Here is a 25,626-nt window from a genome sequence, read left to right as displayed (position 1 = left end):
AATTCAAGCTAGGTAGCTTTCTGACATAAGTAAATATTAGAATTTAGTCTTTGAGGTAAATCAGATGGGGTCGTAATACATTGTAGATTGGCTTCATCGAGCAAGCTTCTCATTTGTATATCTTCAATAGGGTATAAGCGCCAGCAAAATAAATACTCTATCGCTGTATCTATCCTTGATGTGATCCGAAAATCTTCCTGATAAGCACCATTATTTAATGCACGCCTAGCTTGTAAAATCCAGTTACCTTCAGCTTTCCCTGCTTGATCTACCCAATCATATACAGGCTTTTCTGCTAAATTGGAATTTGCAATATAAACTACTCCATTGTCATCAAGCATCTGATAAATACTTTGCAAACAGGAAAGGCGTTCTTCTGATGAACAAAGATGTAAAAATTGGCTACCAGGAAGAATAATTAGTCGAAAATGCTTCTGGTTCACTAGAGGATTGGTCATTTCCCCTAATATAGTGCAAACACGCTTTTTTACTCTCGAATCATAGGTTTCAAGCTTTTCCTGAAAAACCCTTAGCATCTCAGAGGAGTTATCCAAACCTACTGTTATGTATCCTGTCTTTGCGAGTGGCAAGAGCTTAAGCCCAGTTCCACACCCTATCTCTAAAATTGGATCCCCAAATTTCTTTGCCAAAAGCCTCACCGCTTCAGAGTCCCAGCGGCCTCTACCTAATCGCTCAATAATAAGGTCATAAAAATCGGCAAAGGATGAATCTTTATATGAATTTCTAGGTTTCTGCATAGTTGATCAACCCTGTGAATTATTTATACTATTATACTGAATCAAAGTATAAATTCCTCTAATCCAACTCCTCGTTTAAAAGCAGCAAACTATTTTTTAAACCCATATAAGCTTCTTTACCCAATAATTCAGCGATCTCCTGTTCCACTGCCAGCGTGGCATCGATCGTATCGGCAATAAATTGATAGCCAGTTGGCGTGTAGGCGATCACCTTGGCGCGGCGATCGTTGGGGTCGGGCGATCGGGTCACAAGTTGTTTACGCTCCAGGCTATCTAGCAGTTGACCCACAGCCTGCTTAGACATTTTCATCTGGTGAGCGAGATCATTTTGGCGCATCCCCACCAGGCAAATTTGTTGCATCAGGCCAAGCTCTGACAGCGAAGTATCGGCATAGCCCAGCTCATGCAACCGTTGCAGGATTTTTTGCATTACCCGCTGCTCTGCCCATACCAAGAGCCGCCCCAGGGTTTCACCTTCCGTGGCCACAAATTCCTGGAATTTTTGAATTACATCTTGCTGTTGCATTTAATCTTAGTAGCGCTTAGTAAAGCCACTTGACCAAGTTAGCAGATAGAATTATGATTTAGTCAATTGACTTGACTATAAACTTACTTGACTAAACTAGCTTAAGGAAAAAACTAACATGATTACTAATAAAAATAATAAATGGGCGCAGATTGGTTATTCCTGGCTGTCTATGAAAACCTGGGTCAAAGTTTGGTTAATCTGGTTAAATCTGGTGCTCTGGAGTGCGGCCTTCTTTCTGTTTGATCCGATCGCTCAATATACTTTGCTTAGCCTGATCCCAGCATTTGGCATCATTGTGGCGATCGCCTATTACTATGGTGGCCTGGTGCGGCTTTTGGGAATTGGCCATCTGATCCCCTGGATTCCTTTGCTAATCTACTTAGAGCTACGGTTTTTGACTGACCTGGTTGGTGCAAAACTAACCTATAGCGATCGCCCCTTATTCTTTATCTGGGCTATGTTGCTTGAAGTTTCCCTGGGGATTTGCCTGCTGCTAGACGTTTACGATCTATATCGCTGGTTTAGAGGCGAAAGGTTTGTATTAGGAACCAGAGCCGCCTATCAAGCCAAGGCATCGAAGCTGTCCCGACAATTAGCAACTAGATAATAGTGAACTAGGTCAAAAGCATCGGGTTACTATTCCCCAACTAAATGTTTCCTCGCTAGTTCTATAATTTCCAAAAAAGAATCTAAATCAATTTTCTGACGGGCAAAATTGCCTCTACCGCGAGTCACCGGCAATTCTATTTTTATTTCGCTAGGTGTTCGTGTTTCTTCTTGCATTATCAGTGACATATAGTAGTCAGCCTCTATAGTGATTTTTGTAACATACTGATCATAAATAGAGTGATCATATATTTGTATGTGATGGCCTTCTTCCGTTGTTTCTATTATTTTTGAATGGTAATGGTCTTGTAGCTGAGCTTGATAAAGCAAGTAATTCCTTGCTTGCTCTACTATCTTTGGGAATGAAGCTATATCGAATTCTATATATGTAAAACTTTCCCCACTTGCATCAACACCAGCAGGAAATCCAATTTTTATAGGTCCTTCTTCTTGAGTCAGTAAAGCCACAAAATAATCATTGATTTCTATTTCTACGATTAGTCTTTCATAATCAGGATCACTCAAGGCTATTGTTTTATAAGATTCTTTTATGTTTTTCACTGCTTTTATCATTAGATACAGGAAAATTGTTGCCTTCTACGAAAACTACTGTTGGTAGTAGAGTGTTTATCCCAGTAGGGTTTAGAGCTAGATATAACCAGCCTCCTGATACTTAGCCAAGCCCCGATCGCTTAGCTCGGCTAATTCCTTAAACAACTCCTCATTCACGCTTCTAAAATTAAAACAAGCCTTCCCCTGCATTCGTTTTTTTAGCTGTGGCGAGATTGTTTCCTTCAATTCTGGAAACACATACAACGGCATCAGGTGATAGCTGACATAATACTTCTTGACCTGTACCGCACCAAAAAATAAGGCTCTTTCGTTATCTCGGATGTAATTGGTGTCGAGATAATAATTACCAGGGCTATCCTTAGACACAATTAACTTGTCGGCATAGCGCTGGGCGATTTGCTTGAGGCGATCGAACACGGCGGCAAAGGTTTCAATATTAGTCATGGCTAAATGATATAGAAAATGTGCCCCATTCAATCCTTTAGTTATTACAAGTTATTAATAGCTATTCGACCATTTCCAGGCTGACTGCGATCGCCTTGCGCTGCTCTTGATCATAGCCCCACTTGTCGAGAAAACTAGCATAATCACCGTCACCACTAGTTGCCGATCGATGCAGTTGGGTAGCGATTTGAGCGATCGTTGGTAGATTCAGCAGCTTGATTAAATGGAGCGATCGTCTGGCCACCTGTTCAGAGCCCGTGGCTTGTTCATGGCTGCCCTGGTGCTGGTGCGTAATTGCCATCGCCGTAGACATGGCCAGATTTTTAACTAATAGCTCCGCGATCGAATCAGCGCAAGTTGTCAATGCGTTAACAATCGGCTGGTTGGGATGATCAGCAAGTTGCCAATTACCCGTCAGATAGCAAACAAAAAAGCCACGCGACCCATTACTTGTTTGCAATAAATTGATAAGCAGCTTTTCTAGCTCCAGATCCGTTAACCGATCGCTATGACTGAGCAGTTTTTCAGTATGGGCGATCGCATCAGGAAAACTCGGTGGATTGGTTAGCTCCAGCTCAGCAGCAAATGACATATCGATTGCCAGTGATTTAAAATAATTTAATTAGGGATCTAAACAATCTTGCCATAGGATCAAGGTTAGATCGCCTGGGAGCTAAGCTTAACTTATGTTTATATGTTTATAAATAGCATCTTGAAACAATCCAGTTAGAGCTATTGCTGTGCCAAACAAGTTATGATGCGAGATCTATGTAATCAGATCTATATAAACAGAATAACCAGCAATATTGTGACTATTTCGATCGCCATGTTGGTAAAAGAATTCCCATTGCAATAGCTAAATTATTAGTCCAGTTACTGATCCAGCTCTTTATTAGATAGCTTGAGAACTATAAAAAATGACAAGAATTGGTCCCGATGAAGCTTTTCCGGTTCTTACTCCTGCCCAAATAGATGCACTCAGGAGCTATGGGATCGAAGAAGAATTTACCGATGGTGCAATTTTATTTGAAGAGGGCGATCAGGTCTTTGACTTCTTTGTGGTTTTAGAAGGGGCGATCGATATTCTGCAACATGCAGGCGCAGAGGGTGACAAACCAGTCCAAATTACCAGACACATGCCCGGTGAGTTTACTGGCGATACGGATATGCTCTCAACTCGTGCCGCCGTTATCTATGCTCAAGCAGTGGGTAAAACCAAAGTAATTCGGATTACGCCCCAAAAGCTGCAACGGGTGGTTGTAGAGAATTCGGAGCTAAGCGATTTAATTCTGCGCACCTTCTTGATCCGACGCACTGCCCTGACCGCCAGCCAACTTTCACCAGTGAAGGTGATTGGCTCACGCTTTTCCCAGGACACCTTCAGGATCAAAGAATTTTTATCTAAAAACGGCCAACCCTATATGTGGGTTGATATTGATGCTGATGAAGGGGTGTATCAAATTCTGGAAAGTTTTGGGGTCAAGCCAGATGAAACACCAATTATTCTCTATCGCAATCGGAATGTATATAAAAACCCACCCAACGAGGCGATCGCCACGGGGCTAGGGTTTAATGTCCTGGATCAAGAAGTAAATGATGTACTGGTGATTGGTGCGGGTCCTGCTGGCTTGGCGGCTTCGGTATATGCGGCCTCCGAAGGGCTGAAGGTAACCGCGATCGATGCAGAAGGCCCCGGTGGCCAGGCGGGTACAAGTTCCAAAATCGAAAACTATCTGGGTTTCCCCACTGGCATTTCTGGGCGAGATCTGGCGGAACGTGCCTATATGCAAGCCCAAAAGTTTGGTGCGAATATTGCTACCCCAGTTTGCGCAAAATCATTAACCTGTCGCTTCCCGCTCTATGAAGTAGAAGTGAGTGGCGATCGCAAAATTATCACCAGGTCAGTTGTGATCGCGTCGGGAGCCAAATATCGCAAATTGCCACTGGATAACCTGACTCAGTATGAAGGTCGGGGCATCTTTTATGGGGCAACGGCGATGGAGGCACAGCTATGTACCCAACAGGATGTGATCGTGGTGGGGGGTGGCAATTCGGCGGGTCAGGCGGCGGTATTTTTATCTAAACATGCCAGGAAAGTAAATATCTTCATTAGATCCAAAGACCTTTCCCACAGTATGTCGCGCTATCTGATTCGTCGGATTGAAGAAACCCCAAATATTGAATTGCATTGCCATACGGAAATTACGGAACTATCTGGGGCAGATGGCAAGCTCAAGCAAGTTACCTGCCGCAATCGCCAATCCGGTGAAAGCTGGGTGATGGATGTTCCTAATTTGTTTATTTTCATTGGTGCAAAACCCAATACGGATTGGCTGGATCAGGCGATCGCTACGGATGAAAAAGGGTTCGTTAAAACTGGCCATGATTTAAGCGAAGAGGAATTAGCAGATTGGCCACTCGATCGCCAACCAGCCCTATTTGAAACCAGTCGTCCTCGCATCTATGCGGTGGGTGATGTGCGGAGTAGCTCCACCAAGCGGGTAGCTTCGGCAGTGGGCGAAGGTTCGATCGTGGTGCAGTTCATTCATCGGGCGTTGGCAGAAGAATAGAAACTGCATTCTTTAACCATATTGAACTTTGCTCGATCGCCATTCATATTTTAAGCTGTACATACCTAACATACCTAGTAGATACATATTTAAATAACCATGCCCCTGATTAAAGTGCAATCCTCGATCGCTGCCCCTGCTGCCGCTGAAGTAGAAACCATGCTCAAAAGTCTTTCGGCGGCGCTGGCCAAACACACTGGTAAGCCGGAATCGTATATTATGACTGCGTTTGAGCCTGATGTAGCGATGACCTTTGGTGGCACAACGGAACCCACCTGCTATGTGGAAATTAAGAGTGTGGGCACGATGTCGCCACCACAAACGAAGTCCATGAGTCAGGATTTTTGTAGCAGTTTGGAAGATGTCCTGGGAGTGGCGCAAAACCGGATTTATATTGAGTTTAATGACTCGAAGGGATCGATGTGGGGTTGGAATGGATCGACATTCTAGGGTGTTTTTTGAATTTTAGGAGTAGCGATCGAATTCTGTTTTGGGATTAAACGATCGCTTCCCTGGTCTAAAAAATCTAAATTAAGAGATCTAACGCGGCAAGCTGTGCTTTCGCCTTTTGCAGCGATTCCAACCATTCCCGATCGGGCTCACTATCAGCCACGATCCCCGCACCCACCTGTCCCCAGATCCGATCGTCACATTTAAGCAAAGTCCTGATTAAAATATTCAAATCCAGATTGCCACGTCGATCGAGATAGCCACAGGAACCATAGAACAAGCTACGGCGACAGGGTTCGAGTTCTTCAATAATCTCCATACAGCGCACCTTTGGGCAACCCGTAATCGTGCCGCCGGGGAACGTGGCGCGGATGAGATCAATACCATCTCGATCGCTGCTCAGTTCGCCAATCACATTACTAACCAGATGCATCACATGGCTGTAGCGCTCCACCACTAGTAATTCATCTACCTGAACGCTGCCCCACTTGCATACTCGACCCAGGTCATTTCGTTCTAAGTCCACCAGCATAATATGCTCGGCTCGTTCCTTCGTAGAGGCAAGCATTTCCTGCTCATAGGCTAAGTCAGATTGGGCATCATCGCCACGGGGGCGAGTGCCAGCGATCGGCCTGGTTTCTGCCCGTTGCTCAGTTAATTTAACCAATCGCTCCGGTGAAACACTGATCATTTCGCCCCAGGGGGTACGCCAATAGCTCGCAAATGGCGAAGGATTAATCCATTGTAATTTTTGATAAAGCTGCCAACCATCCCCTGGCCAATCCACCCCAAAACGCAGCGATAGATTAGCCTGGAAGATATCACCTGCCTTAATATGTGCCTTTGCTTTCCTGACCATTGCTTCATAGGCAGCAGCATCACTAAGGAAGTCGATTTTGAGTGCGGAGGTTGATGTATGAGAAAGAGAAATCAGAGAATCATTTTTTTTTAATCCTCGTTGAACAAGCTCAGTGATCCGATCGCCCATCTTGGTTAATTCAGCTTGATCGATCGCCGCCAGCCAAACTTGTTTCTGCCAGTTATCGATGATGGCGAAGTTCCTTGGTGCATACCAGAATGCTACGGGGAATGGCAATACATCTGGTTTGAGATAGGGCAATTTCTCAATTTCCCAGGCCAGGTCATACCCCAACCAACCTAAATAGCCACCAATAAAAGGAAGTTCCAAAATCTCATCTGGAAGCAATTTTCCCTCTAAATCATATTCATGTCTTACCTTTGCTTGTAATTCCTTTAAACAGGGTAAAATCTGGCCTAATTCCGGCGTGAAATATTCCTTTGGCGATCCAGCCGCGATCGAATAGCGGGCTGTTTTCCCATGAGTTAGTGATGAATGGTTGGAGTTGGCCTTGGGGCTTTCCAATAAAACTGCGATCGATTCATGACCAAATAACACCTCCCAGATCTGGGCAGTGGAGACATGATCGGGTAGTGAGTGCTTTTGCCATAGCCATGCTGTCATGGGCTAGAAATCTTGGGGAGTTGGTTGAGCCTTGAGATGATTGAGGAATTCTAGCATCTCAGATTTGGTGAGTTGATGGCGCGATCGCTTACTAAATGCCTGTTGTAAATATTTGCGGCCTTCCTCTTTGCCCCAGCCCAATCGCTCTAGTTCCACATCGGTTTGGGCGATCGGATCAGAAAGATCGATCGGCTCAGTGCTAATTTCCGGCTCGATCGGTGGGGTTGGCTCTGGTTCTGATTCTGGTTGATAGTTCTTGGCTTTCTTGCGGGATTTGGGTTTGGGTTGCGGTTCTGGCTCATACTCATCTTCATAGTCAGCCACATTATTAGACTTATTGGTCTGAGCAACTGATCCAGCCAGGTTTAATTGCTGCTGACCCGCCAGAGCGGCTGAATTCACAGCACCAGCTAGAGGTTCATGTTCGGCATCTTGAGCATCAGTAAACGAATTAACGGTTGAGCCATTCAGGGCATGTTGCGGTTGCGGCATCAAGGTTGCTTGCATCCCATAACCACGATCAAAATTGATCCCAGCGATCGTGAGGGCGCGTCTAATTGCCCGATCTTCCGCTACCTCAATATCTGGATCAGTTGCAGTCGCAGTTGCCAACACCACCTCGCCATGTCCGATCGTGGCGCGGAACACATGCATACCGTCAACCTTTGACAGCATCTCAGTTTGAATACTGCCCTGGGGATATTGAGCGCGAAATTGGGCAAACATAGCCTACTGCTCGACCTAGAACTATAGACTAATCATCTTACTCGGATTTGCGATCAGATGCGAGTAGCCGATCTAGCAATATTAGATTATTTTTACGCCTCGCTATGCACTACTACGGGCGTGCCGATCGAAGCCCAGTTAAACAGCCATTCGGCATGATCGGGAGCCACATTAGTACAACCATGACTGACGGGTGTACCAAAGCTGTGATGCCAGTAAGCGCCATGTACCGCATAATTGCCGCTGTAATACATCGTAAATGGTACATCAGGCACATCATAGTCTGCACCTTGCATTCGAGCGATGCGGTGCTTAGATTGGATCGCAAAGGAACCCGGTGGTGTGCTGTGTCCGGCTTTACCGGTAGAAACGATTACCGCGTAAACTTGTTTATCGCCTTCCCAGGCTACCAAGCGCTGTGATTTGAGGCGGATCTCGATCCAGCGTTTTTGAGTTTGTTTGAGCCTGCTAATCGATGCTAGTTGTGGATTGCTGGAGATTGGTTGGGGCTGGGCAATTGGTTCGATCGCCGCCTTTTTCACTTCCAGCTCGCGCGGTGGCATTTCTGGCGGCATGATCGTGGGCGCAAAGGGTGGCACTGTGGGCGGAATGATCGTCGGTGTTTCCTGGGCGGATATGGCCTGAATGGTTACCTGGTTTAATCTTGGGTTTAATCTTGGGTTTAACTTTGGCAACATCGCCATACCAGCAAAGGTGAATAAGGCGATCGCGGCAACCCCACGCAAATTTTTGAATAAGAAACTAGATGCTTTTTTGCTAAGCATGATTACGCCCCCAAATTATCGTCAAGTTATGGCTAGATAATTGCTATTTATGCTTTCAAATAGCTGCCGAGAAGCTGCCCCAATCACCACAATCTGGCGGTGCTAACCAGGCTTAAATTAAAAAATCAAAAACCTGATTAGTACATATCCCCTAATACTTCTCATATAACTATTTTCGCCTATAAAATGGGGGTAATCATCAATTTAATTACTAAAGTTTATATATTTTTAACTGATGCTGGCGAATTGCTCCTGAATCGCCACATCTTCAACCTCTTCTTTGGTGATCACTTCCACAATTTTATTCTTGGCCTCAGCTTGAAACAATGCCTCCACACATACCTGCGCCACCTTAGTACGGGGGATACTACCCTCAAACATGGTGTCTGCTGGCTCCATCACCAATCCACCGGGTTTTTCGTCATTGCGCAAGCCCCCTGGCCGCACGATCGTATAGGGTACACCACTTTGCTGCACATAACCCTCGGCCTGCTTTTTCCAATAGAGCACCAGCCAGAATAAATTCAACGGATGGAAAAACTTAGACACACACATCGAAGAAACCATCACAAATTGATTGATGCCCTTGGCTTTGGCCACATTAATTAGGTTTTTCGTGCCAACATAATCCACCATCAACGGGCCAGTGGGGTTAAAGCTGGGTCTGGCTCCGGTGGCACTGAGCAATACATCACACCCTTCGATCGCCTTTTCCAGGGTTTCCGGCTGCAACACGTCCCCAAATACTAGTTCTGCTTCGGGGGGCAGGAGTTCCTTGGCGGTTTTTTCGTCTCGAACCAACGCCCGCACGGAAATGTTGCGATCGACCAGTTCTTTTACAATTCGGCTACCTGTGCCGCCGGTTGCGCCTGCCACTAATGCTTTCATAGGGTTTTATCTTTGGCCTGATTATGTGTTAGTTATTTTGAAGACTATTAGCTAAGATCTTAGCAAAGCCACCTAGACTTTGTAGATTACGGCGATCGCAAACAGAAGTAGGCTTACAATGAAAAAGGCGATCGAGAAATTGAGGCACTTTGACTTAAATGCACTCCTGGAATTGAGTTGCTTAATTGTTATATCCCAATTACGAACGATGTATAGCTGCACATAATCATAATCAGCCTCATAAAAATCCTCGCCAAGCAAAATATCTGGCTTAGCAAGGTTACCAGGAGAGCTAGTAGCGATTCCTATGAATGATGGGAACACAGATAAAGTAATTAAGGCATTAATATACTTGACTCACCAAGATTATTTTAATGCTTAATTCTATTTGCCAAGTATTACATCAGCTACCCATGATTTTAGGGCTTCAAAATTGTTTTCTAGATCGCCTATCTTTTGCTTAAGGGATTGGTTTTCATTTTCAAGTTCTTTGATCCGTTTACCAAAACTAACAGAATCGGCAGGCGGAAAAGATAGTAATTCGTGGCTGGATTTTGTCGGCTTAGGTTGTCTGGTGCCTTGTAAATCAAGCTGAGCAGTAGATTTTGACTCTATAGCTGATTTGATTTTTTCATAAGTCAACCCAGGTAAGAGATAGATAAGGTAAGGTGCGCTCATTTTAGGATGTATTGGGTTTTGTACTCTTACATAGCCGCAAATACCTTTTTTTATTAACCCTTTAACTATCCTCAAGCTATGGTCGCCATCGTAGTTTGTTTTTTGCGATATAAGCTTAGAGCCTTTGCCTGGATTTTCATCGATTATCCTTATAACTTGTAAATCTGGATCTTTTCTAAGTCTGACTACACCTCTTGAAATCCTATCTAATACTAAATCCGCAGACCAGTTAGGGTTAGCAGACAAAAAACTTGTAAACACTTTATCGGCTTGCGGCTCTTGATCAAGTATTGTCTCGTCCTTTAAATTAGTTAATAGCATATGCGCTTATATATGAGTGCATTTGTTGTGGAGAGAGGGGGAATCGAACCCCAGATGCGCCGAGTAGGAATTCGTGCAGTACCTCCAGGTACACTCTCCCCAATGAGTTGACAAACCTAATAACTGCGCTGTACTCCAATACTCAGCAGTTATTCAGCGTTGTCAACAAGCGAAATATAGCAGAAGCGCTAAGCAAAAGCTTAGTCGCTTTTTGCTGCGATAATACAGAATAGCGTATACCAGAAGATGTAGCAATCATTTAAACGCTAAATACAGGAATTAATTATGGGCGAGAGTCAGCAGAAAAATGAACAATTTGATAATTTCCAAGCACTAGCAAGTAAATTGTTTAAGGTTTCAAAATCTGAGCCTAAAAAAGGGACAAAAGCTGCCCCTAAAGAACCTCAGGCTGCTAAACCCAGCGAAGCTTGGTCTGTTACCCATGAGGGTTGGTTGTCATGGACAAAGCCTAAGCTTTAAACAGACAGATAAATAGACTAAGATTTGGTGCATCTTTTGACAAATATTAACACAACAAATACATGTTTTTTGCGCCAATACATCTACTCAGATATGAGATTTTCAGCATTAAATAAACTTTGATCGAGACGATTAACCTCAGCAAAACCTATCAAGCCCAAACCGCCGTAGAAAACATCTCCTTCAGCGTGGCAGCAGGCGAAACCCTGGCCTTGATCGGTACTAGTGGTTGCGGCAAAACCACCACTTTGAAAATGCTCAATCGCCTGGTTGAACCCAGTTCCGGCCAAATTTTGATCAACGGCAACGACATCCGCCAGCTCCCACCCGAAAAGCTGCGTCAGGGGATTGGCTATGTGATTCAAAATGTGGGGCTGTTTCCCCATTACACCGTGGCGGAAAATATTGCCGTAGTGCCAAGATTGTTGGGATGGAGTAAGCCCGCGATCGCCGATCGGGTAGAAACCTTACTCGAATTAGTCGGCTTGCCTGGGATTGAATTTAAACATCGCTACCCCGATCAACTCAGTGGTGGCCAACAGCAACGGGTTGGGATTGCCAGGGCTTTGGCCGCCAATCCGCCGATCGTATTGCTGGACGAACCCTTTGGCGCACTTGACCAGATCACGCGTCAGCAGATCCAGCGGGAGTTCAAACAGCTAGAAGCCTTGCTTCATAAAACAATGGTGCTGGTCACCCATGACATCGCGGAAGCCGTAACCCTGGGCGATCGCATTTGCCTGATGGATCGCGGTCAGGTGCAACAGATCGGTACGCCTCAGGAGTTATTATTTACGCCCCAGAATAATTTTGTGCGGGACTTTTTCCAGCATCAACGCTTTCAACTGGAATTAATGGCAACTAATTTAAGTGATTTGCTGCCTTTTCTTGGTCAAGATTTTGAGGGAGCAGAGCGATCGCCAGATCAGCCAGGCCAGAAAGTTAATCCTGCCGATCGGCCTGTGAATCATTACCATAGCGACCAAAGTTTATTAGCGGTGTTAGAAAGTTTAGAATCAACTCCACCACTATCTGATTCATCAACTGATTTAGGTGAAATGAAAGAAGCAAACCAATCAACCTTTAATCACACCACCGCAATGATTAGAATTAGCGATCGCGCCAATGGTGATGTGCTCCAAATAACCAGCCTCGATCGGTTGTGGGCAGCTTTCTATCAATTCAAACAGGTGATCCAAGGGACTTGATTAAATTAATTGTTTGTGATTCTCGATCGGTTAGGCGGCATAGTCTGGCGCGATCGAACAGCACCAATTCCTATGCCAGAGGCGATCGCCCTTCTTGAACAGAATTTGAACAGAATTTAGACAGAATATCGATCTCAAAGACATAAATATTGCTTCCTAAATATCAAGCCTGCCTAACACCTGGTACGAAAAAGCACTAGTCATGGATTAATTCTCTCCATCAGAAACCAATAATTCTAGCGATCGACAGGTTTGGAATGGTCGGCTTTTCGCTAGACTAATGATCAGATTCTTTGTATAAACCCCAAAGCGATCGCTGCATATGGCAATAGCGTAATTTGGGGCTTAGCAAGAGAGCGACATAGTTGGTAACGAGGGACACGATGAAATATGTGGTTGCCGTATTAAGCGATCGGATTCAGGCTGAGGAAGTATATTCAGCACTAGAATCAGCCGAATTTCCGATGCGGAGCATTTCAATTCTGGGTCGAGGTTATAAGACCGCAGATGAGTTTGGCCTCATCGATCCCAAGCAATCGGCCAAGAAACAAGCGACCCTGATGTCCTATTGGTTGATTCCCTTTGGTTTTTTGGCTGGGGTTGGCTTTAGTTTGACGACCCAATTAAATACCTTTGCCTGGGCAGGTGCGATCGGCAATCATTTGATCGGTGGGCTACTAGGGGCGATCGCCGGCAGTATGGGTAGCTTTTTTGTTGGTGGTGGTGTGGGTCTGACTTCTGGTGCAGGTGATGCCTTGCCCTACCGCAATCGCCTCACTGAGGGAAAATATTTAATCATTGTCAAAGGCGAAGAAGCGATGACCCGCCGCGCCTCCAGTTTGATTAGTGGGTTTAATCCAGAAAGTCTGCAAGGTTATTCAGAAACGATGTGATTAACTGTGGTCAGCCGGGTCGATGGGAGAGCTTACTAAGTTTACGAGTATCGATCGCTAAGGCAAACCCCATCTAACATCTAAAACTCTGAAGCTTAATAAGTATCTAATAAGCCTAATTAAGGGCAGAGTCTTAACCAAATCAATTCAGTTAGTCTTGATGTAGGCTGATATTAGCTCCGTTTTTGTGAGCATAACTATATTGGTAATAGCGGTAAAGAGTACGATCACTTTGATACTTATTGATTTGATATTTAAAATATTTAATCGGATTTGATCTTAGCAACGTGATTTATATAAGTTGATTCACAAATTTCAAATTAATCAAAATAAATTAATATACATCAAAACTATATGTACGCTAAAGCACAACTACTTCTGGTGGGATCGATCATCGCTGGCATTGCCTTTGTCGGCTGCATTTTTGAGCTGTCTTCTGGTGCTCCAGATTGGGGTGCTACTGCCACCTGGGCAATTTTGGCATTGAGTCTACCGATCGGCGTTTTTTGTTTTCTCAATGCGGTCAAACTAGCCAGAGCATCGATGGAAGAATAAAATCGCTGCAAGGATAGATTTAAGTAGGTTAGTTAGATATTTGGGCTGGGATGAAAACCTACGATTGGATTGTAATTGGGGCTGGCATTACTGGTGCGGCACTGGCATATGAGTTAGCCAAGGGAGGGGCTTCAGTGCTGGCGATCGATCGTAGTGCTGATTTTGCCAATGCGACTCGGTTTAGTTATGGTGGCATTTTTTATTGGGCAGGGAGCACCCCCCTAACCCAGCAACTCAGCCATGAGGGGATCGAGATCCAACGCAACTTGTCCAGTGAATTGGGCTTTGATACTGAGTTCCGTAACTTGCCACTATTGCTCACGATCGCCAAAGACGAAGACCCAGACGTAATGGCGGCGGCCTATGACAATGTAGAATTACCACCCCAACGCATCAGTGTGGCGGAAGCCCAGGAAATTGAGCCTTACCTAGATCCTAATAATATTAATGGTGCATTGTTATTCCAACATGCCCAGGTCAGAGCCAAGAGCCTGGCTACAGCCTATCGATCGGCTTTGCAAAATTTAGGTGGTCAGATTCTGATCGCCGAGGTCGAGCAATTATTGTCTGATCTTGTATTGTCTGATCTTGATCAAAATAAGCAGGATCTTCAAGATCGTGAAGTTAATAAGCGCATCACTTCCATTGCAACCAGTCAAGGCAATTTCCAGGCAGAAAACATTGTCATTTGTGCGGGTGGCTTTAGTCGTGAGTTGTTGCGGGTTTCCGGCTTGCCCACTAGTTTTCTCTACTTTACCCACGCCGAGTTAATTGATGTGGCGGATGCCCGTGGCGTGGCGTTGCGATCGCTGGTGATGCCTTCGGACATGAATCGGCTGCAACTGGAATTTGCCGCTAGTACCAAGGAGAAAGATCCACAATGGGATCAGCCCAATTTGCAACTGGTGCCACCAATGGTAGATGCTGGAGCCGTGCAGTTTAACGATCGCAGTATTCGCCTGGGGCAACTCAGCCGGATTCAAACTACCGCTAATGCAAAAGTTGATGCGATCGCCAGTGAGGCTCAAATTCGCCATAAAGTTGCTAATGTCTTGCCCCAATTAGCCAACTTACCCGGTCAATGGCAGCATTGCCTGGTGGCCTTCAGCCATGATGCCCTGCCGATCGTAGGTAAGCTGCCTGCCTATAGCAATGTGCATTTATTTACCAGCTTCACCGCGCCGATGGTTTATGTGCCAACTCTGGCAAAGCGTTATGCGGCTTTTGTGTTGAGTGGTGCCACTAGCGATGATGTAATTGATCAGCTTTCGATCGATCGATTCGGTTATAAATAATCATGCGTGGTTAAAACTAGCGGTCAAAACTAACTAATAATTAAGCAATCGCGGGAAATAACGGTTCTAGCGGTACACTTGCTTGCATAAATTCATCGGCTAGAGCAGTTTGCAAATTGCGATCGGCTAAGCGCTTGTATTGATTGTTTTGCTTAAATTATTTCCCAGTCCCTGCCTCCCCCTCAGCATAGGAAGCAATGAAAGAAGAATCACTGTCCCGCGCGACCAAACGCGTTAAAGCTCAAAGAATTACCACCGAAGGATTTCACTATTATGGTCAGGTGATTTTCCCGCGTGAGGATGGCAAACCCTACGATCATAACGATGCACAGCTTTTGCTCCAGGATGGCATTCCGCGTTTTTATATCATGCATCTAGAAAATCGCGGCCTCAATTTCGATCGGATTACCCGTCATCTCAAATGTACCCAGTGCTTAGGCTCTCTCAATGGCAAAGAATGGTTTATGGGGGTGGCCGCACCGGGTAATTTTCTTGACCCGATCGCCAAGCCGGAACTGGATGGAATTATGGTGTTTCAGATTCCCGGCGATTGCTTCATTAAGCTAAATGTGGGCACCTGGCACGCGGGGCCATTTTTTGAAAGTGAGGCGGTGGATTTTTATAACCTAGAGTTGAGCGATACCAACATTACCGATCACCACACCTGTGACCTAGTCGAGACCTATGGGGTGGAGTTTGAGATTTTACCTTAGCTCTAGCCCTAACCTTCTAACTTAAACTCGCCCTGAGAGGGGTAACCCAGATGCTTATAGGCTGCCGCCGTAACCACTCTGCCCCGTGGCGTGCGATTGAGGTAGCCAATTTGCAACAGGTAAGGCTCATAGACTTCTTCGATCGTCTGGGTGTCTTCGCCCGTCGCCGCCGCCATCGTGTCCAAGCCCACCGGCCCGCCATTGAAGTTTTCAATCATGATGCTGAGCAATTTACGATCGATCCAGTCCAACCCGCGCGGATCGACATTGAATAGCTCCAGTGCCGCCGCTGCGATCGTGGCATTTATCGATCCATTTGCCTTCACCTCGGCATAGTCCCGCACCCGCCGCAGTAACCGATTGGCAATTCTGGGGGTGCCCCTGGCTCGTTCCGCGATCGCCATTGCCCCAGCCGGATCGATCGGTGTGCCTAGAATTTGCGCACTCCGCAACACAATTTGCGCCAGCTCATCTACCTCATAAAAACGCAGGTGTTGCACAAACCCAAACCGATCGCGCAGTGGTGAGGACAATGCGCCAATCCTGGTGGTAGCGCCAATTAGCGTAAATCGATTTAAATTAACGCTGCGAATCCTGGCCGATCGCCCCTTGCCGATCGTAATATCGAGCCGAAAATCCTCCATCGCTGGATACAAGATTTCTTCGGTCACATTGGGCAGGCGGTGGATTTCATCAATGAACAAGATATCACCTGGCTGCAAATTCACCAATAACCCAGCCACATCACGGGGACGCTCCAACGCTGGGGCAGAGGTGATCTTACATTCCACCCCCATTTCCTGCGCCATAATTAATGCCAATGAGGTCTTGCCTAGACCCGCTGAGCCGTATAGCAATAGGTGATCGAGCACCGACGATCGAGATTTGGCAGCGGCGATCGAGATGTTTAAAAGTTCTTTTAAGTCCTTCTGACCAATGTATTCAGCCAGGTTTTGGGGACGGATGCTTACGTCTTGGGGTGATCGGGCAACTTCGGCGATTTTCTCTTCTGGATTCGCGTTTGCCTGGACTAACTCTAGACTTTGCTGCGCTTGATTAGCTTTGGGGCTAGGTTCGCGGTTAGGTTTGGATTTGCGATTTTTGCCGTTGTCGGCGGAGTGGGAAGAGACGATCGCCATTATCGATTAAGTCTTTCTACGTTTTGTTTTTTTCTTAACAGGTTTCTTTATTTGTTCTCTGCCGCTATTGAGTCTGACAATTTTATCCCAATCAACAGAATAATCTGAAGTTGTAAAGTATTCTATGAATTCGTGGGTAAGTTTTGTAACTGCTCTACTGAAAGCTTCTTGGTAGTCAGGACGATGTCTTAGAGGATAATCTTTCATAAGCCGAATTAGCTTTAGGTAAAAATCAGGATCGCCGGTTAGCTCTTGCCAAAATGCTTGTCCAGATTGAGTTATATACGGGCGCTTATCACTTGCATTACTAGCGGTGCGTCCATAACACTGACCGAGTAAGGCTCTAAATTCTTTTTTTATATTCTTGGTTAGAAAGTTAGAACGAGCAGCTTGGAAATTATCCTTTAATTTCCTTTTTTGATCGGCATTTCCCCAATTAGGTCCAGATTTAACTTGGATAACAGTATAAGTAGTAGCAGTCTCTACAATTGCGTCTATTCCTACTATATCCGCAGCAACTCCACCACTAACAGCATGAACAATGGGCTCAAAGAATGTACCTCCAAAGATACCTTCGTCTGATGAGGATACATACGCTTGCAAAAGTTCTTTGACAATTTCACTAGGTTCAATCACTCCAAAAGCTCTGAACAAATATGGATTTTTCCGCTTGAGGGTTTTCCATAGGTCCAATCCGTCAAGCGTTTGAATCCGTCGGGTATAAAATAAATCCAGCTTTTCTCTAATTAGTTTTTCAAGCTCTTCAGGATTGATTAACGACATAACTAGATTGTTTCTCAAATAAAGCTAGTTGCATACCACTTCCTAAACGTTCTAAAGCAATATTGCAATATTCAGAATTTATCTCAATTCCAATAAAATTGCGACTAAGTTCCTGACAAGCAACTGCAGTTGTACCAGAGCCAAGAAATGGGTCTAGTACAATATCTCCTGATTGAGTGAAAAGTTTAATAAACCACTTTGGCAATTCAACCGGGAAAGCAGCACTATGCCCTCGATTACTGCATTCTGTTGCTAGGTGTAACACATTTGTTGGATAAGCCATTTCTCGCCCAACCCAATTAGAAACATTCTTGCCAAATCCACTACCAACTTTTGAATTATCTCTATTTTTATCAGTTTTACTAAGTTTACCTAAACGCTTATTCTTCCAATCTCCCATCGGAACCATCACTTTTTCTTGATACATAGCAAATTTCTTTTCGATCGTAAAGTGTAAACATCGCTCCCATGAATCGCGGAAACGATTTGGCCATTTCCCAGGATAACTATTCTTCTTATGCCAGCAATATTCCTCAGTCCAGAGCCAACCCTGCTTTCGCATCTCTATAATTAATTCAAGTACGAAAGTATGTCTCTCCCCGTTAATAACTGGTTCTTTAATATTCAATACAAATGAGCCAGAGGGCTTTAACACCTGCATAATTTGCTCAGATATAGGCAGGAACCATTCTACATATTCATTGGCTTTTACACCTCCATAAGTCTTGCCGCGCCGATCAGCATAAGGGGGAGATGTAAAGACTAGGTCAATAGAGTCTTGAGGTAACTTTGCTAAGACATTTCTGCAATCATCATTAATGACTGTATTAACAGATTTAGCTAACAATTTTTTGGGTTCTGACATATGCCTGAGAAGCAAGTTTATAACAATGTGGACTCTATTAACGTCAACTATAGCATTCAATTCTCGAGCATTTATGGTTCGTATATGTTTTTATTTCAGGTTTTGGGGGCTCAAATATCACTAATCTAAGCGGGCGTAGACATCCCCAAAACCTTGATCGCGGTGGAGATTAGCGTTAAAAACGTCAAAAAACCCACTGCATCCAGGATTGTGGTTAACAAAGGGCCACTGATTAAAGCTGGATCTAAGTTTAGCTTTTTCAACCCCATTGGCAACAATGCCCCCAACGCCGCCGCCACCACCACATTCACCGCCATTACTGAGCCTGCCACCAGTGCCACCCAGTTTTCCTCTTGCGAAGACCAGATCAGCGATAGTCCAGCCAGGGTTAGTCCCAGCACGATCGACATACCCAAGCCTGCTAATACCTCTTTGCTGACTATTTTGAGGGTGTCACGGGGTGAAACTTCGCCAATTCCCAGGCCGCGCACCGTCACCGAAAGCGATTGAATCCCCACATTGCCACTGGTATTCGACAAAATCGGCATAATTACCGCCAGGACAGGCACCAGCGAGATCGTACTTTGAAACGGCGCGATCGCACTGGCCGCCCCCAAGTACAGCGCAATATTACCCATTAACCAGGGCAGCCGCTTCAGGATCGCTATCTGGGGCGTGGATAACACCGACTCATCGCCACCACCACCGGCAAACTTTTGCAGATCTTCGGTGGCCTCTTCCGCCAGAATATCTACCACATCATCGATCGTGACGATGCCAACCAGACGATTTTCCCGATCGGCCACTGGCAACGCTAGCAAATCATAACGCTGCATCAACAGTGCCACATCTTCTTGGGGCATATGGGTATGGGCTTTAATCACCCGATCGCTAGCAATATCGCCAATCAGGGCATCGGGGATCGAAAATAATAATTGCCTGAGCGAAACCACCTGCACCAGCTTGCGATTATCATCGGTGACATAGGCATAGTAGATTGTCTCTTTGTCCTGGTCGCTTTGTTTGATTTTCTGGATCGCCTCGCCCACGGTTAAGCCCTGGCGCAATCGCACATATTCTGTCGTCATCACCCGGCCAGCGGTTTCTTCGGGATAACCCAAAATCATCGAAGTGGCCTGGCGTTCTTGGGGCGAGAGTTGGGCAATTAATTTTTTGACTACCTTGGCGGGCAGCTCATCAAATAACTTAGCCCGATCGTCTGGGCTCATGGTGTCCACAATTTGAAATAGCTGCTCACTTTGCAAAGAAGCGATTAGCTCTTCGCGTACCTGCTTGGGCAAATATTCAAATACTTCGGTGGCTTTGTCCTTTTGCAGCAGCCGAAAGGCGATCGCCCTGGGCTCATTGTCCAATTCGGCAATATAATCCCCCACATCGATCGGCGGGAGATCATTTAGCTCAGTTTTGAGCTGATTTAAGTCAGTAATGCCCTCTAACAGAACTCGATCTGCTTGAAGAATCATCGGCAGTGCCTCCTGTGCTTATTGCCTCCCACGCGCCGGGAATGCATTTAATGCACTAGCTATCAAGCTATAGGGCGGCGGGAGTTATGTACTATGACCAGATGGGTCGCTTTCCATGAATCTTTTTAAACTTGCTACAAATTCAAAATTAATAGATACATTGCGATCGTGATTGAAGCTGCTGAGCTACGCCATGCGATCGAATCCAATCAAAATCAAATGCTACCTAATTATCTATTTATTTTTATTAGGCTTAATCGCATTTGGCATGTTCACCAAAATATATATAAGCCACCTAACATGGTAACCCGACCTGACCAGGTTTAAATCACCATTCTGGCTGGTTCTGGTAGATTCCCCAGTCGATCGTATTTCGCCTACTGTGTATGAATTGGTTATTTGGATCAGATCAAAGATTGGATTATTGTCTCAAGTTTGGTTCTTGACCCGTGGCAAACGACCTGGCGATCAGATCGCAGCGATCGTTGTTGGTGTCGCCAGAATGCCCTTTTACCCAACGCCAGTTTACTAATGCTGAGTTGAGGCGATCGAGGGTTTGCCATAACTCCTGGTTTTTAATTGGCTGTTTGGATTTAGTTTGCCAACCATTGCGCTTCCAGCCTTTGATCCAACTGGTGATCCCGTCAATTACATATTTACTATCGGTGTAGAGGTCGATCGGTTTGCGATTCCCGTTCTGGTAATCATTGGCAAATTCCAGAGCCGCGATCGCCGCTTGCAATTCCATCTGGTTATTAGTGGTTGTTGCTTGACCACCACCCAGTTCCTTAACGCTGTTGTCGCTAAAATTAATTACCACACCCCAACCACCTGGTCCAGGATTCTTAGAGCATGCGCCATCGGTATAGATGCTGGCGATCTCTGGTGCTGAGCTAGCTGGTTGATCGGGGGTATTTACTGGCTCCGAATTTTCTAAAGTGAGCTGATCTGCCTCAGTTACGACTTTTTTTTTGAGCCTTTCTTACTTTTGGTAGCAGTTTTAGTAGATTTGCCATTAACGGTTTCTTGCTCCTTGATTGCGGCACCGTTCTGCGATTGAGCTAGCTGCTCTGGATCTTGCTCTAAGGCGATCGCAGGCTGGGAGCGTTCCAGTTCCACCGCCACCGATCCCAAGAAATTGGGGATTGGTGGGTTTTTCTTCACCAGTACCCGCACCTGTTGGATTCGAGTATCTACGAGAACACGATCGGCGATCGCCCCAGCTAAGCGTTCAATCAAATCATATTTGGTCGTCTGGATTAATTTCTCTACGATCGCAATCACCGATCGATAATCCAAGGTGTCATTGATATTGTCATTTCCCGCCGCCGCCTCAAAATCAAACCAACAAGTAAGATCGACTTCAAACCATTGCCCTAAAATTTTTTCTTCCGGGAGCAGGCCAATATAGCCAAATGCCCTAATGCCATTGATGTATACTTTGGTATTTGTGGTTGGGTTAGTCATAAAACTTAAGGCTACAGCAGAATTTGTTAAGTAAATATTTGGCAATCTGGTTAGGGTAATGTACTATTTTCCAAAAATCCGCGGAAATCAATTCCGCCATTACCCACTGTTTTAAAGGAGAGATCAAAACTCAGCCATTATGATTAAGTTATAAGCATTAATCAATCAATAAATAGGAATCGACAACCCTTTAATCAGGTGCATCGGTGACATCAGTGATTTAATGTTTGCTACTAATCACTTCCTAAATGTGCAAGATTGTATTTTTAAAGGTGGCAACAAGTTAACTAGCACATTCTAAAAGCTTTTAAAGCTGTTAAAGCAAGTATGGCGCATTAACATAAATTGGCATCAAAGAGTTTTTAACTGATTATGGCAATCAACAGTTTTAGATTAACCTCTATATTCAACTGCATCATTCTATATTCAATTAGATCATTCTATATTCGATTAGATCATTGCTAATATAGCAATCGCCTGGAGGCATAGGTTTACTTTGGTTTGGGCAAATCTTGGGTGGGATTTTGATTGCAACTAGCAGGGGTAATGGGTGGCCACACACATTAGCAGGTAAATTGCCATTCGATCGCAATCACGTAATTAAAACTCAACACTACTCAAATTAGATCAAATTAGATCAAATTAGATCAAAATTAAGTTGTTTAAATCAAGTTTATTGATTAAAGTTATTGCCACTATTTGAGTTAATCAGGTTGTCTTGCGATCGCCTAATTAGTCAGCATTTAGTTTTATTAATTTAATTTATTAATTATCTTTTGCCAAATTAAGCAAATCTAGCCAATTTAATTGAGTTTAGCCGAAATCAATCGAGTCAAAGTACCAACAAGTTTGCTGAGTTACTGAGTTACCAGAGGGAGAGCGAAGCGTGACAGACAACATTAATCCGGAAGTACCCGAGCAACCAGATTCAGAAAAGAGTATTCTTGATGATCTCAATGATATTTTTCTGGATGAAGATGACGATCGCCAGGATGATCAGGTTGACAGCGCTTTTGATGCTCTCTTTGATGAGGACAAGCCATCACCAGAAGCTGAGCAACCGCCCCAAGATCAGAATCAGACTGAAGATGATGATTTTGATGCGATCTTAGAAGCCAGTAGCGAAGCTGAAATTGATAGTGCCTTTGACGCTCTCTTTGCCCAGGAAGAACAACAAGAACAGCAAGAAGAAGATAATCCTGCTGGTGGGGAAACAGTGCCAGATGCAGAACTGAGTAGTGATAGCGAGCTAGATGATTCCTTCTCGACCGAAATGTCGGAGTTGGATGCGGCGATCGTTGCAGATCCAACTGACCCCGGTGATTCAGAAAGCGCCTTTGAGGATGTGTTTGGAGAGGCAGAGGATAACGACACGGGCGATGTGGAGGAGAGTAGTCCGGCCGCACTTGATCCATTTGCACCAGATCAAGAAGATCAAGATGAAGGATTGGAAGATGATTTTGCGGCTCTCTTTGCGGATGAAATTGAGGAGGAGGTTGATCAGCTCGCTGCCACAGACCTTGAAATGGCCGGGGCGATCGAGCCAGAATCTGGCGAGGCTGTTGCGGAAGAATTGAGCAGCGAAAATATGGATGATGCCTTTGAGTCAATTTTGGCAAAAGCTGAGCAAGAGAATGATCCAGTCGCTGACACTGAGGCAGATTTTTCCTTCCGCAGTGGCGAAACCGAGGCAGAACAACCGGAAAGCGATCTTGGCTCAGATCTTGATTTAGCCGATGAAGAAAGCAGTATTAACGATGCCTTTGAATCAATCCTGGCGGACACCAATCCTGGCATTGATACCAGTGAGTTGTCGGAACTAGCTGAATTATCAGAATTATCAGAATTGACTGAAGATAGTGAAGAAACAGATGAATTTGGCATTGAACTGGATGAGTCGGTTAATGATGTAGCAACTAATCTCCAGCTTGATTACGCCGCTGCTGGTGATTCGGCCGGAAATGAAGCAGACCCAACCACGGAAGAACCAGAATTTGAAGTTGATGCACTTAGTCCTTGGGATAGTGAGGACGATGAGGCTGGCATTGATGAGGCGGATTTTGATGCTGGTTTTGGCGCAATGTTTGATGCCACTACTGATGTGGAAAGTGATCCAGGGGAAGCGGAATTTGTCAGCGAGCCCCCTGGCGATGTGCCCGACCCATTTGCCTTTGATGCCGATGAGCCGTTTGCCTCTGAATCAGAGGGGCAATTTCCCTTTGAGCTAGGTAATGAAGATGAGGAGAATGAGCTAGAGCCGATCGCAGCAATTGATGACCTTGATGCCCTTGAAGATGTTGCGGCCGAACCAGGGCTGGGTAGTGATGATCCCTTTGCTGAGGTGGAAACTGATCCTGCGGCAGATGAACCAGAGCAAATCGAGATGGCCGCGCTGGACGAATTAGCTGACGCTGAGTCCGCTGATCCCTTTGATTTGGATCAGCCAGATTTAGCAGAAGCGATCGCGCCAGAGCCAGATGATGAATTGGCTGAAACCACTGACCTAGAGCAATTCGATCAAATCGACGAATTTGGGCGATCGGCTGAAACCGAGGAAGTTGATTTAGACAGCCCGTTTGCTGATGAAGCCGATCAAATGGAACAAGCTGCCGCCTTTGATCGGTTCGCTGACGCTGAGGCTGAGCCGTTAGAAGATTTTGAGCAGCCGGAAGAACAGTTTGAACTTGCTTCAGAAATTGAGGCCGAGCTGGATGAATTTGATCCTTTGGTAGAGGAGCTAGAAGAGGAACAGGAGCTAGCAGCAAGCGCCACAGAACCGGAAATTGTTGAATTTGAAGAGGTTGATGAAATTGCGGAAATTGAAGAAACAGCAGAGTTTGAGCAATCGATCGAACCTGAACCAGACGATCGCAGCGGCATTGACTTGGGCACGGTCGGTACGATCGGGGTTGGTGCATTGGGTATCGCCGGGGTCGCTAGCCAAGCTATGGATTCTTTCAATCAAGAAGACCAAAGTCCTGCAATAGAACCTGCCGCAGTCCAGGGATTATCTGGGCGAGTGACAGACTTAGAAGAGCAATTCCAATCCTGGGCCAATCGTCTAGAAGATTCGTTGGCGGAGATCGAAGAAAAATCCGAGTTAGTTTCGCAGCTAGCCACCCAAACCGAGCAGCGCTATGGTGATATGGTGGCACTCCAGTCAGAGCTAAGCAACTTGCACCAAGGCGTGCAGGCGGTGGCAAACGAAATCGGCGGCCTGGAAGCACTCAGCAACCTTTATCAAGAGCATCAATCGGTTTTAACCGCGATCACTAACTTCCAGCAGAATGCTGAATATTTACAACAACTGCAAGAAGAGACCGCACAATCGGAAACCAGAATTGACAGTCGTTTACACCAGACCCAGCAACGGCTTAATGAAATCAATGATGTAATTGCCAACGCCCAGGCTGAGCTATTACAACAGGCAATCTCAATAAGCGCTGATATTCGGCGATCGCCAGCTAGTCAGGCTAACACCCAGCGATCTGAATCAGCAGAGCCAGCATACAATTTTGAAGATGAATCACCAGCAGATATGGAGATCGCATTTACACCTGAGCCCCAAGCTGCACCAGCGCCAGCTACGGCTGGAGTTTCTCTGGAGCAACTCAGTACCCAATTGGCAGGCATGACCGCTCAAATTCGATCGGAGAAGGATGCCTTACAGCGGGAAATGAAACAAAAGCTCAAAAGCATGATCCAAACGCAGAGTCAACATCGCACCTGGTTGTTGGGGCTAAGCGTGGGTGTGGTGTTGGCTTTGGCCGGGGCGATCGTCACGTTCATTCTTAAATAACAAGGCTTAGATTCAGTAGAGTTATTACTAAAGCGGTCTTTGGGGCAAGTATATCGATCGCTTAGTTTAAATATTACTGATCAGCATAAGCCCCGTATCGTCTGGATTCAGTAGATATTCAAACCTCTACTGAT

At 45.3% G+C, this 25,626-nt stretch carries 27 protein-coding genes; 10 read left to right on the top strand and 17 right to left on the bottom strand.

All coding sequences use genetic code 11. From position 1 onward, the window contains the following. Positions 1 to 8 precede the first annotated feature (8 nt). Both PSE7367_RS07735 and PSE7367_RS07730 read right to left on the bottom strand, forming a co-directional pair. On the bottom strand, positions 9 to 758 hold the full coding sequence (locus tag PSE7367_RS07735; RefSeq protein ID WP_015164814.1) for a class I SAM-dependent methyltransferase: 750 nt from the start codon (positions 756 to 758) through the stop codon (positions 9 to 11). A gap of 58 nt (positions 759 to 816) precedes the next feature. Continuing rightward, positions 817 to 1,284 carry a MarR family winged helix-turn-helix transcriptional regulator gene (locus tag PSE7367_RS07730; RefSeq protein WP_015164813.1) on the bottom strand — a complete coding sequence of 156 codons (468 nt, stop codon included), beginning with the start codon at positions 1,282 to 1,284 and terminating at the stop codon, positions 817 to 819. A gap of 118 nt (positions 1,285 to 1,402) precedes the next feature. Here PSE7367_RS07730 and PSE7367_RS07725 point away from each other — a divergent pair, with 118 nt between their 5' ends. Continuing rightward, positions 1,403 to 1,894 carry a hypothetical protein gene (locus tag PSE7367_RS07725; protein WP_015164812.1) on the top strand — a complete coding sequence of 164 codons (492 nt, stop codon included), beginning with the start codon at positions 1,403 to 1,405 and terminating at the stop codon, positions 1,892 to 1,894. A gap of 29 nt (positions 1,895 to 1,923) precedes the next feature. Here the strand turns inward: PSE7367_RS07725 and PSE7367_RS07720 are convergent, their stop codons facing one another. From PSE7367_RS07720 to PSE7367_RS07710, 3 genes are all read right to left on the bottom strand, one after another. Then, positions 1,924 to 2,454, bottom strand: a complete 531-nt coding sequence (locus PSE7367_RS07720; protein ID WP_156800362.1) for a hypothetical protein — start codon at positions 2,452 to 2,454, stop codon at positions 1,924 to 1,926. Positions 2,455 to 2,541: 87 nt separating this feature from the next. Continuing rightward, positions 2,542 to 2,910, bottom strand: coding sequence for a hypothetical protein (locus PSE7367_RS07715; protein ID WP_015164810.1), 369 nt, complete (start codon positions 2,908 to 2,910; stop codon positions 2,542 to 2,544). A gap of 61 nt (positions 2,911 to 2,971) precedes the next feature. Next, positions 2,972 to 3,502, bottom strand: coding sequence for a hypothetical protein (locus tag PSE7367_RS07710; RefSeq protein ID WP_015164809.1), 531 nt, complete (start codon positions 3,500 to 3,502; stop codon positions 2,972 to 2,974). Between the two features lie 325 nt (positions 3,503 to 3,827). On the opposite strand from PSE7367_RS07710, the gene PSE7367_RS07705 reads away from it, so the two are divergent. Next, positions 3,828 to 5,480, top strand: coding sequence for an FAD-dependent oxidoreductase (locus PSE7367_RS07705; protein WP_015164808.1), 1,653 nt, complete (start codon positions 3,828 to 3,830; stop codon positions 5,478 to 5,480). A 99-nt stretch (positions 5,481 to 5,579) separates the two neighbouring features. Next, a complete protein-coding gene (locus PSE7367_RS07700) occupies positions 5,580 to 5,930 on the top strand; it encodes a phenylpyruvate tautomerase MIF-related protein (protein WP_015164807.1) in 351 nt (116 codons plus the stop codon). Positions 5,931 to 6,006: 76 nt separating this feature from the next. On the opposite strand, the gene PSE7367_RS07695 is transcribed toward PSE7367_RS07700, so the two are convergent. From PSE7367_RS07695 to PSE7367_RS07670, 6 genes are all read right to left on the bottom strand, one after another. After that, positions 6,007 to 7,413, bottom strand: a complete 1,407-nt coding sequence (locus PSE7367_RS07695; RefSeq protein WP_015164806.1) for an anthranilate synthase component I — start codon at positions 7,411 to 7,413, stop codon at positions 6,007 to 6,009. Between the two features lie 3 nt (positions 7,414 to 7,416). Further along, entirely contained in the window at positions 7,417 to 8,139 is a 723-nt protein-coding gene (locus PSE7367_RS07690) for a hypothetical protein (RefSeq protein ID WP_015164805.1), read from the bottom strand. Positions 8,140 to 8,231: 92 nt separating this feature from the next. After that, the gene (locus PSE7367_RS22920; RefSeq protein ID WP_083883895.1) at positions 8,232 to 8,714 is read right to left on the bottom strand and encodes a L,D-transpeptidase; all 483 of its coding nucleotides are present in this window, start codon (positions 8,712 to 8,714) and stop codon (positions 8,232 to 8,234) included. 438 nt (positions 8,715 to 9,152) lie between these two features. Further along, a complete protein-coding gene (locus PSE7367_RS07680) occupies positions 9,153 to 9,812 on the bottom strand; it encodes an SDR family oxidoreductase (protein WP_015164803.1) in 660 nt (219 codons plus the stop codon). 72 nt (positions 9,813 to 9,884) lie between these two features. After that, the gene (locus PSE7367_RS07675; RefSeq protein ID WP_041698372.1) at positions 9,885 to 10,136 is read right to left on the bottom strand and encodes a hypothetical protein; all 252 of its coding nucleotides are present in this window, start codon (positions 10,134 to 10,136) and stop codon (positions 9,885 to 9,887) included. A 60-nt stretch (positions 10,137 to 10,196) separates the two neighbouring features. Then, complete coding sequence (locus PSE7367_RS07670; protein WP_015164802.1) at positions 10,197 to 10,811, bottom strand: hypothetical protein; 615 nt, start codon at positions 10,809 to 10,811, stop codon at positions 10,197 to 10,199. Positions 10,812 to 11,096: 285 nt separating this feature from the next. Here PSE7367_RS07670 and PSE7367_RS07665 point away from each other — a divergent pair, with 285 nt between their 5' ends. The 6 genes from PSE7367_RS07665 to PSE7367_RS07640 all read left to right on the top strand — a co-directional run bounded on the left by PSE7367_RS07665 (position 11,097) and on the right by PSE7367_RS07640 (position 15,955). Further along, complete coding sequence (locus PSE7367_RS07665; protein ID WP_015164801.1) at positions 11,097 to 11,291, top strand: hypothetical protein; 195 nt, start codon at positions 11,097 to 11,099, stop codon at positions 11,289 to 11,291. Between the two features lie 119 nt (positions 11,292 to 11,410). Beyond that, complete coding sequence (locus PSE7367_RS07660; RefSeq protein WP_015164800.1) at positions 11,411 to 12,499, top strand: ABC transporter ATP-binding protein; 1,089 nt, start codon at positions 11,411 to 11,413, stop codon at positions 12,497 to 12,499. A 383-nt stretch (positions 12,500 to 12,882) separates the two neighbouring features. After that, a complete protein-coding gene (locus PSE7367_RS07655; protein ID WP_015164799.1) occupies positions 12,883 to 13,392 on the top strand; it encodes a hypothetical protein in 510 nt (169 codons plus the stop codon). A 354-nt stretch (positions 13,393 to 13,746) separates the two neighbouring features. Further along, positions 13,747 to 13,947, top strand: a complete 201-nt coding sequence (locus PSE7367_RS07650) for a hypothetical protein (protein ID WP_015164798.1) — start codon at positions 13,747 to 13,749, stop codon at positions 13,945 to 13,947. Positions 13,948 to 13,997: 50 nt separating this feature from the next. After that, positions 13,998 to 15,242 (top strand): NAD(P)/FAD-dependent oxidoreductase, encoded by a 1,245-nt coding sequence (locus PSE7367_RS07645; protein WP_015164797.1) that lies wholly within the window; start codon positions 13,998 to 14,000, stop codon positions 15,240 to 15,242. Positions 15,243 to 15,439: 197 nt separating this feature from the next. Beyond that, complete coding sequence (locus PSE7367_RS07640; RefSeq protein WP_015164796.1) at positions 15,440 to 15,955, top strand: ureidoglycolate lyase; 516 nt, start codon at positions 15,440 to 15,442, stop codon at positions 15,953 to 15,955. 8 nt (positions 15,956 to 15,963) lie between these two features. On the opposite strand, the gene ruvB is transcribed toward PSE7367_RS07640, so the two are convergent. The 6 genes from ruvB to folB all read right to left on the bottom strand — a co-directional run bounded on the left by ruvB (position 15,964) and on the right by folB (position 21,693). Further along, entirely contained in the window at positions 15,964 to 17,094 is a 1,131-nt protein-coding gene (gene ruvB, locus PSE7367_RS07635) for a Holliday junction branch migration DNA helicase RuvB (protein ID WP_015164795.1), read from the bottom strand. A gap of 6 nt (positions 17,095 to 17,100) precedes the next feature. Beyond that, positions 17,101 to 17,877 carry a PmeII family type II restriction endonuclease gene (locus tag PSE7367_RS07630; RefSeq protein WP_015164794.1) on the bottom strand — a complete coding sequence of 259 codons (777 nt, stop codon included), beginning with the start codon at positions 17,875 to 17,877 and terminating at the stop codon, positions 17,101 to 17,103. Beyond that, positions 17,858 to 18,742, bottom strand: a complete 885-nt coding sequence (locus PSE7367_RS07625) for a DNA-methyltransferase (RefSeq protein WP_015164793.1) — start codon at positions 18,740 to 18,742, stop codon at positions 17,858 to 17,860. The genes PSE7367_RS07630 and PSE7367_RS07625 overlap by 20 nt, the downstream gene beginning before the upstream one ends. Before the next feature lie 125 nt (positions 18,743 to 18,867). After that, on the bottom strand, positions 18,868 to 20,226 hold the full coding sequence (gene mgtE / locus PSE7367_RS07620) for a magnesium transporter (RefSeq protein WP_015164791.1): 1,359 nt from the start codon (positions 20,224 to 20,226) through the stop codon (positions 18,868 to 18,870). A gap of 421 nt (positions 20,227 to 20,647) precedes the next feature. After that, positions 20,648 to 21,046: a ribonuclease H family protein gene (locus PSE7367_RS07615; RefSeq protein WP_015164790.1), complete on the bottom strand. Its 399-nt coding sequence runs from the start codon at positions 21,044 to 21,046 to the stop codon at positions 20,648 to 20,650. Positions 21,047 to 21,183: 137 nt separating this feature from the next. Then, positions 21,184 to 21,693 (bottom strand): dihydroneopterin aldolase, encoded by a 510-nt coding sequence (gene folB, locus PSE7367_RS07610; protein WP_015164789.1) that lies wholly within the window; start codon positions 21,691 to 21,693, stop codon positions 21,184 to 21,186. A gap of 886 nt (positions 21,694 to 22,579) precedes the next feature. Here folB and PSE7367_RS07605 point away from each other — a divergent pair. Continuing rightward, positions 22,580 to 25,492, top strand: coding sequence for a midas domain-containing protein (locus PSE7367_RS07605; protein WP_015164788.1), 2,913 nt, complete (start codon positions 22,580 to 22,582; stop codon positions 25,490 to 25,492). Positions 25,493 to 25,626: the final 134 nt, after the last annotated feature.

This window comes from Pseudanabaena sp. PCC 7367, assembly GCF_000317065.1.
Taxonomy (GTDB): domain Bacteria; phylum Cyanobacteriota; class Cyanobacteriia; order Pseudanabaenales; family Pseudanabaenaceae; genus Thalassoporum; species Thalassoporum mexicanum.
This window is presented reverse-complemented; position numbering and strand designations above follow the sequence as displayed.

Coding starts and splice junctions, on each gene's coding strand:
- ruvB (WP_015164795.1), bottom strand. CDS start 17,094: ATGGCGATCGTCTCTTCCCACTCCGCCGACAACGGCAAAAATCGCAAA.
- PSE7367_RS07725 (WP_015164812.1), top strand. CDS start 1,403: ATGATTACTAATAAAAATAATAAATGGGCGCAGATTGGTTATTCCTGG.
- PSE7367_RS07640 (WP_015164796.1), top strand. CDS start 15,440: ATGAAAGAAGAATCACTGTCCCGCGCGACCAAACGCGTTAAAGCTCAA.
- PSE7367_RS07625 (WP_015164793.1), bottom strand. CDS start 18,742: ATGTCAGAACCCAAAAAATTGTTAGCTAAATCTGTTAATACAGTCATT.
- mgtE (WP_015164791.1), bottom strand. CDS start 20,226: ATGATTCTTCAAGCAGATCGAGTTCTGTTAGAGGGCATTACTGACTTA.
- PSE7367_RS07730 (WP_015164813.1), bottom strand. CDS start 1,284: ATGCAACAGCAAGATGTAATTCAAAAATTCCAGGAATTTGTGGCCACG.
- PSE7367_RS07670 (WP_015164802.1), bottom strand. CDS start 10,811: ATGCTATTAACTAATTTAAAGGACGAGACAATACTTGATCAAGAGCCG.
- PSE7367_RS07715 (WP_015164810.1), bottom strand. CDS start 2,910: ATGACTAATATTGAAACCTTTGCCGCCGTGTTCGATCGCCTCAAGCAA.
- PSE7367_RS07680 (WP_015164803.1), bottom strand. CDS start 9,812: ATGAAAGCATTAGTGGCAGGCGCAACCGGCGGCACAGGTAGCCGAATT.
- PSE7367_RS07700 (WP_015164807.1), top strand. CDS start 5,580: ATGCCCCTGATTAAAGTGCAATCCTCGATCGCTGCCCCTGCTGCCGCT.
- PSE7367_RS07630 (WP_015164794.1), bottom strand. CDS start 17,877: ATGTCGTTAATCAATCCTGAAGAGCTTGAAAAACTAATTAGAGAAAAG.
- PSE7367_RS07705 (WP_015164808.1), top strand. CDS start 3,828: ATGACAAGAATTGGTCCCGATGAAGCTTTTCCGGTTCTTACTCCTGCC.
- folB (WP_015164789.1), bottom strand. CDS start 21,693: ATGACTAACCCAACCACAAATACCAAAGTATACATCAATGGCATTAGG.
- PSE7367_RS07735 (WP_015164814.1), bottom strand. CDS start 758: ATGCAGAAACCTAGAAATTCATATAAAGATTCATCCTTTGCCGATTTT.
- PSE7367_RS07655 (WP_015164799.1), top strand. CDS start 12,883: ATGAAATATGTGGTTGCCGTATTAAGCGATCGGATTCAGGCTGAGGAA.
- PSE7367_RS07665 (WP_015164801.1), top strand. CDS start 11,097: ATGGGCGAGAGTCAGCAGAAAAATGAACAATTTGATAATTTCCAAGCA.
- PSE7367_RS07695 (WP_015164806.1), bottom strand. CDS start 7,413: ATGACAGCATGGCTATGGCAAAAGCACTCACTACCCGATCATGTCTCC.
- PSE7367_RS07710 (WP_015164809.1), bottom strand. CDS start 3,502: ATGTCATTTGCTGCTGAGCTGGAGCTAACCAATCCACCGAGTTTTCCT.
- PSE7367_RS07690 (WP_015164805.1), bottom strand. CDS start 8,139: ATGTTTGCCCAATTTCGCGCTCAATATCCCCAGGGCAGTATTCAAACT.
- PSE7367_RS07645 (WP_015164797.1), top strand. CDS start 13,998: ATGAAAACCTACGATTGGATTGTAATTGGGGCTGGCATTACTGGTGCG.
- PSE7367_RS22920 (WP_083883895.1), bottom strand. CDS start 8,714: ATGCCGCCAGAAATGCCACCGCGCGAGCTGGAAGTGAAAAAGGCGGCG.
- PSE7367_RS07650 (WP_015164798.1), top strand. CDS start 13,747: ATGTACGCTAAAGCACAACTACTTCTGGTGGGATCGATCATCGCTGGC.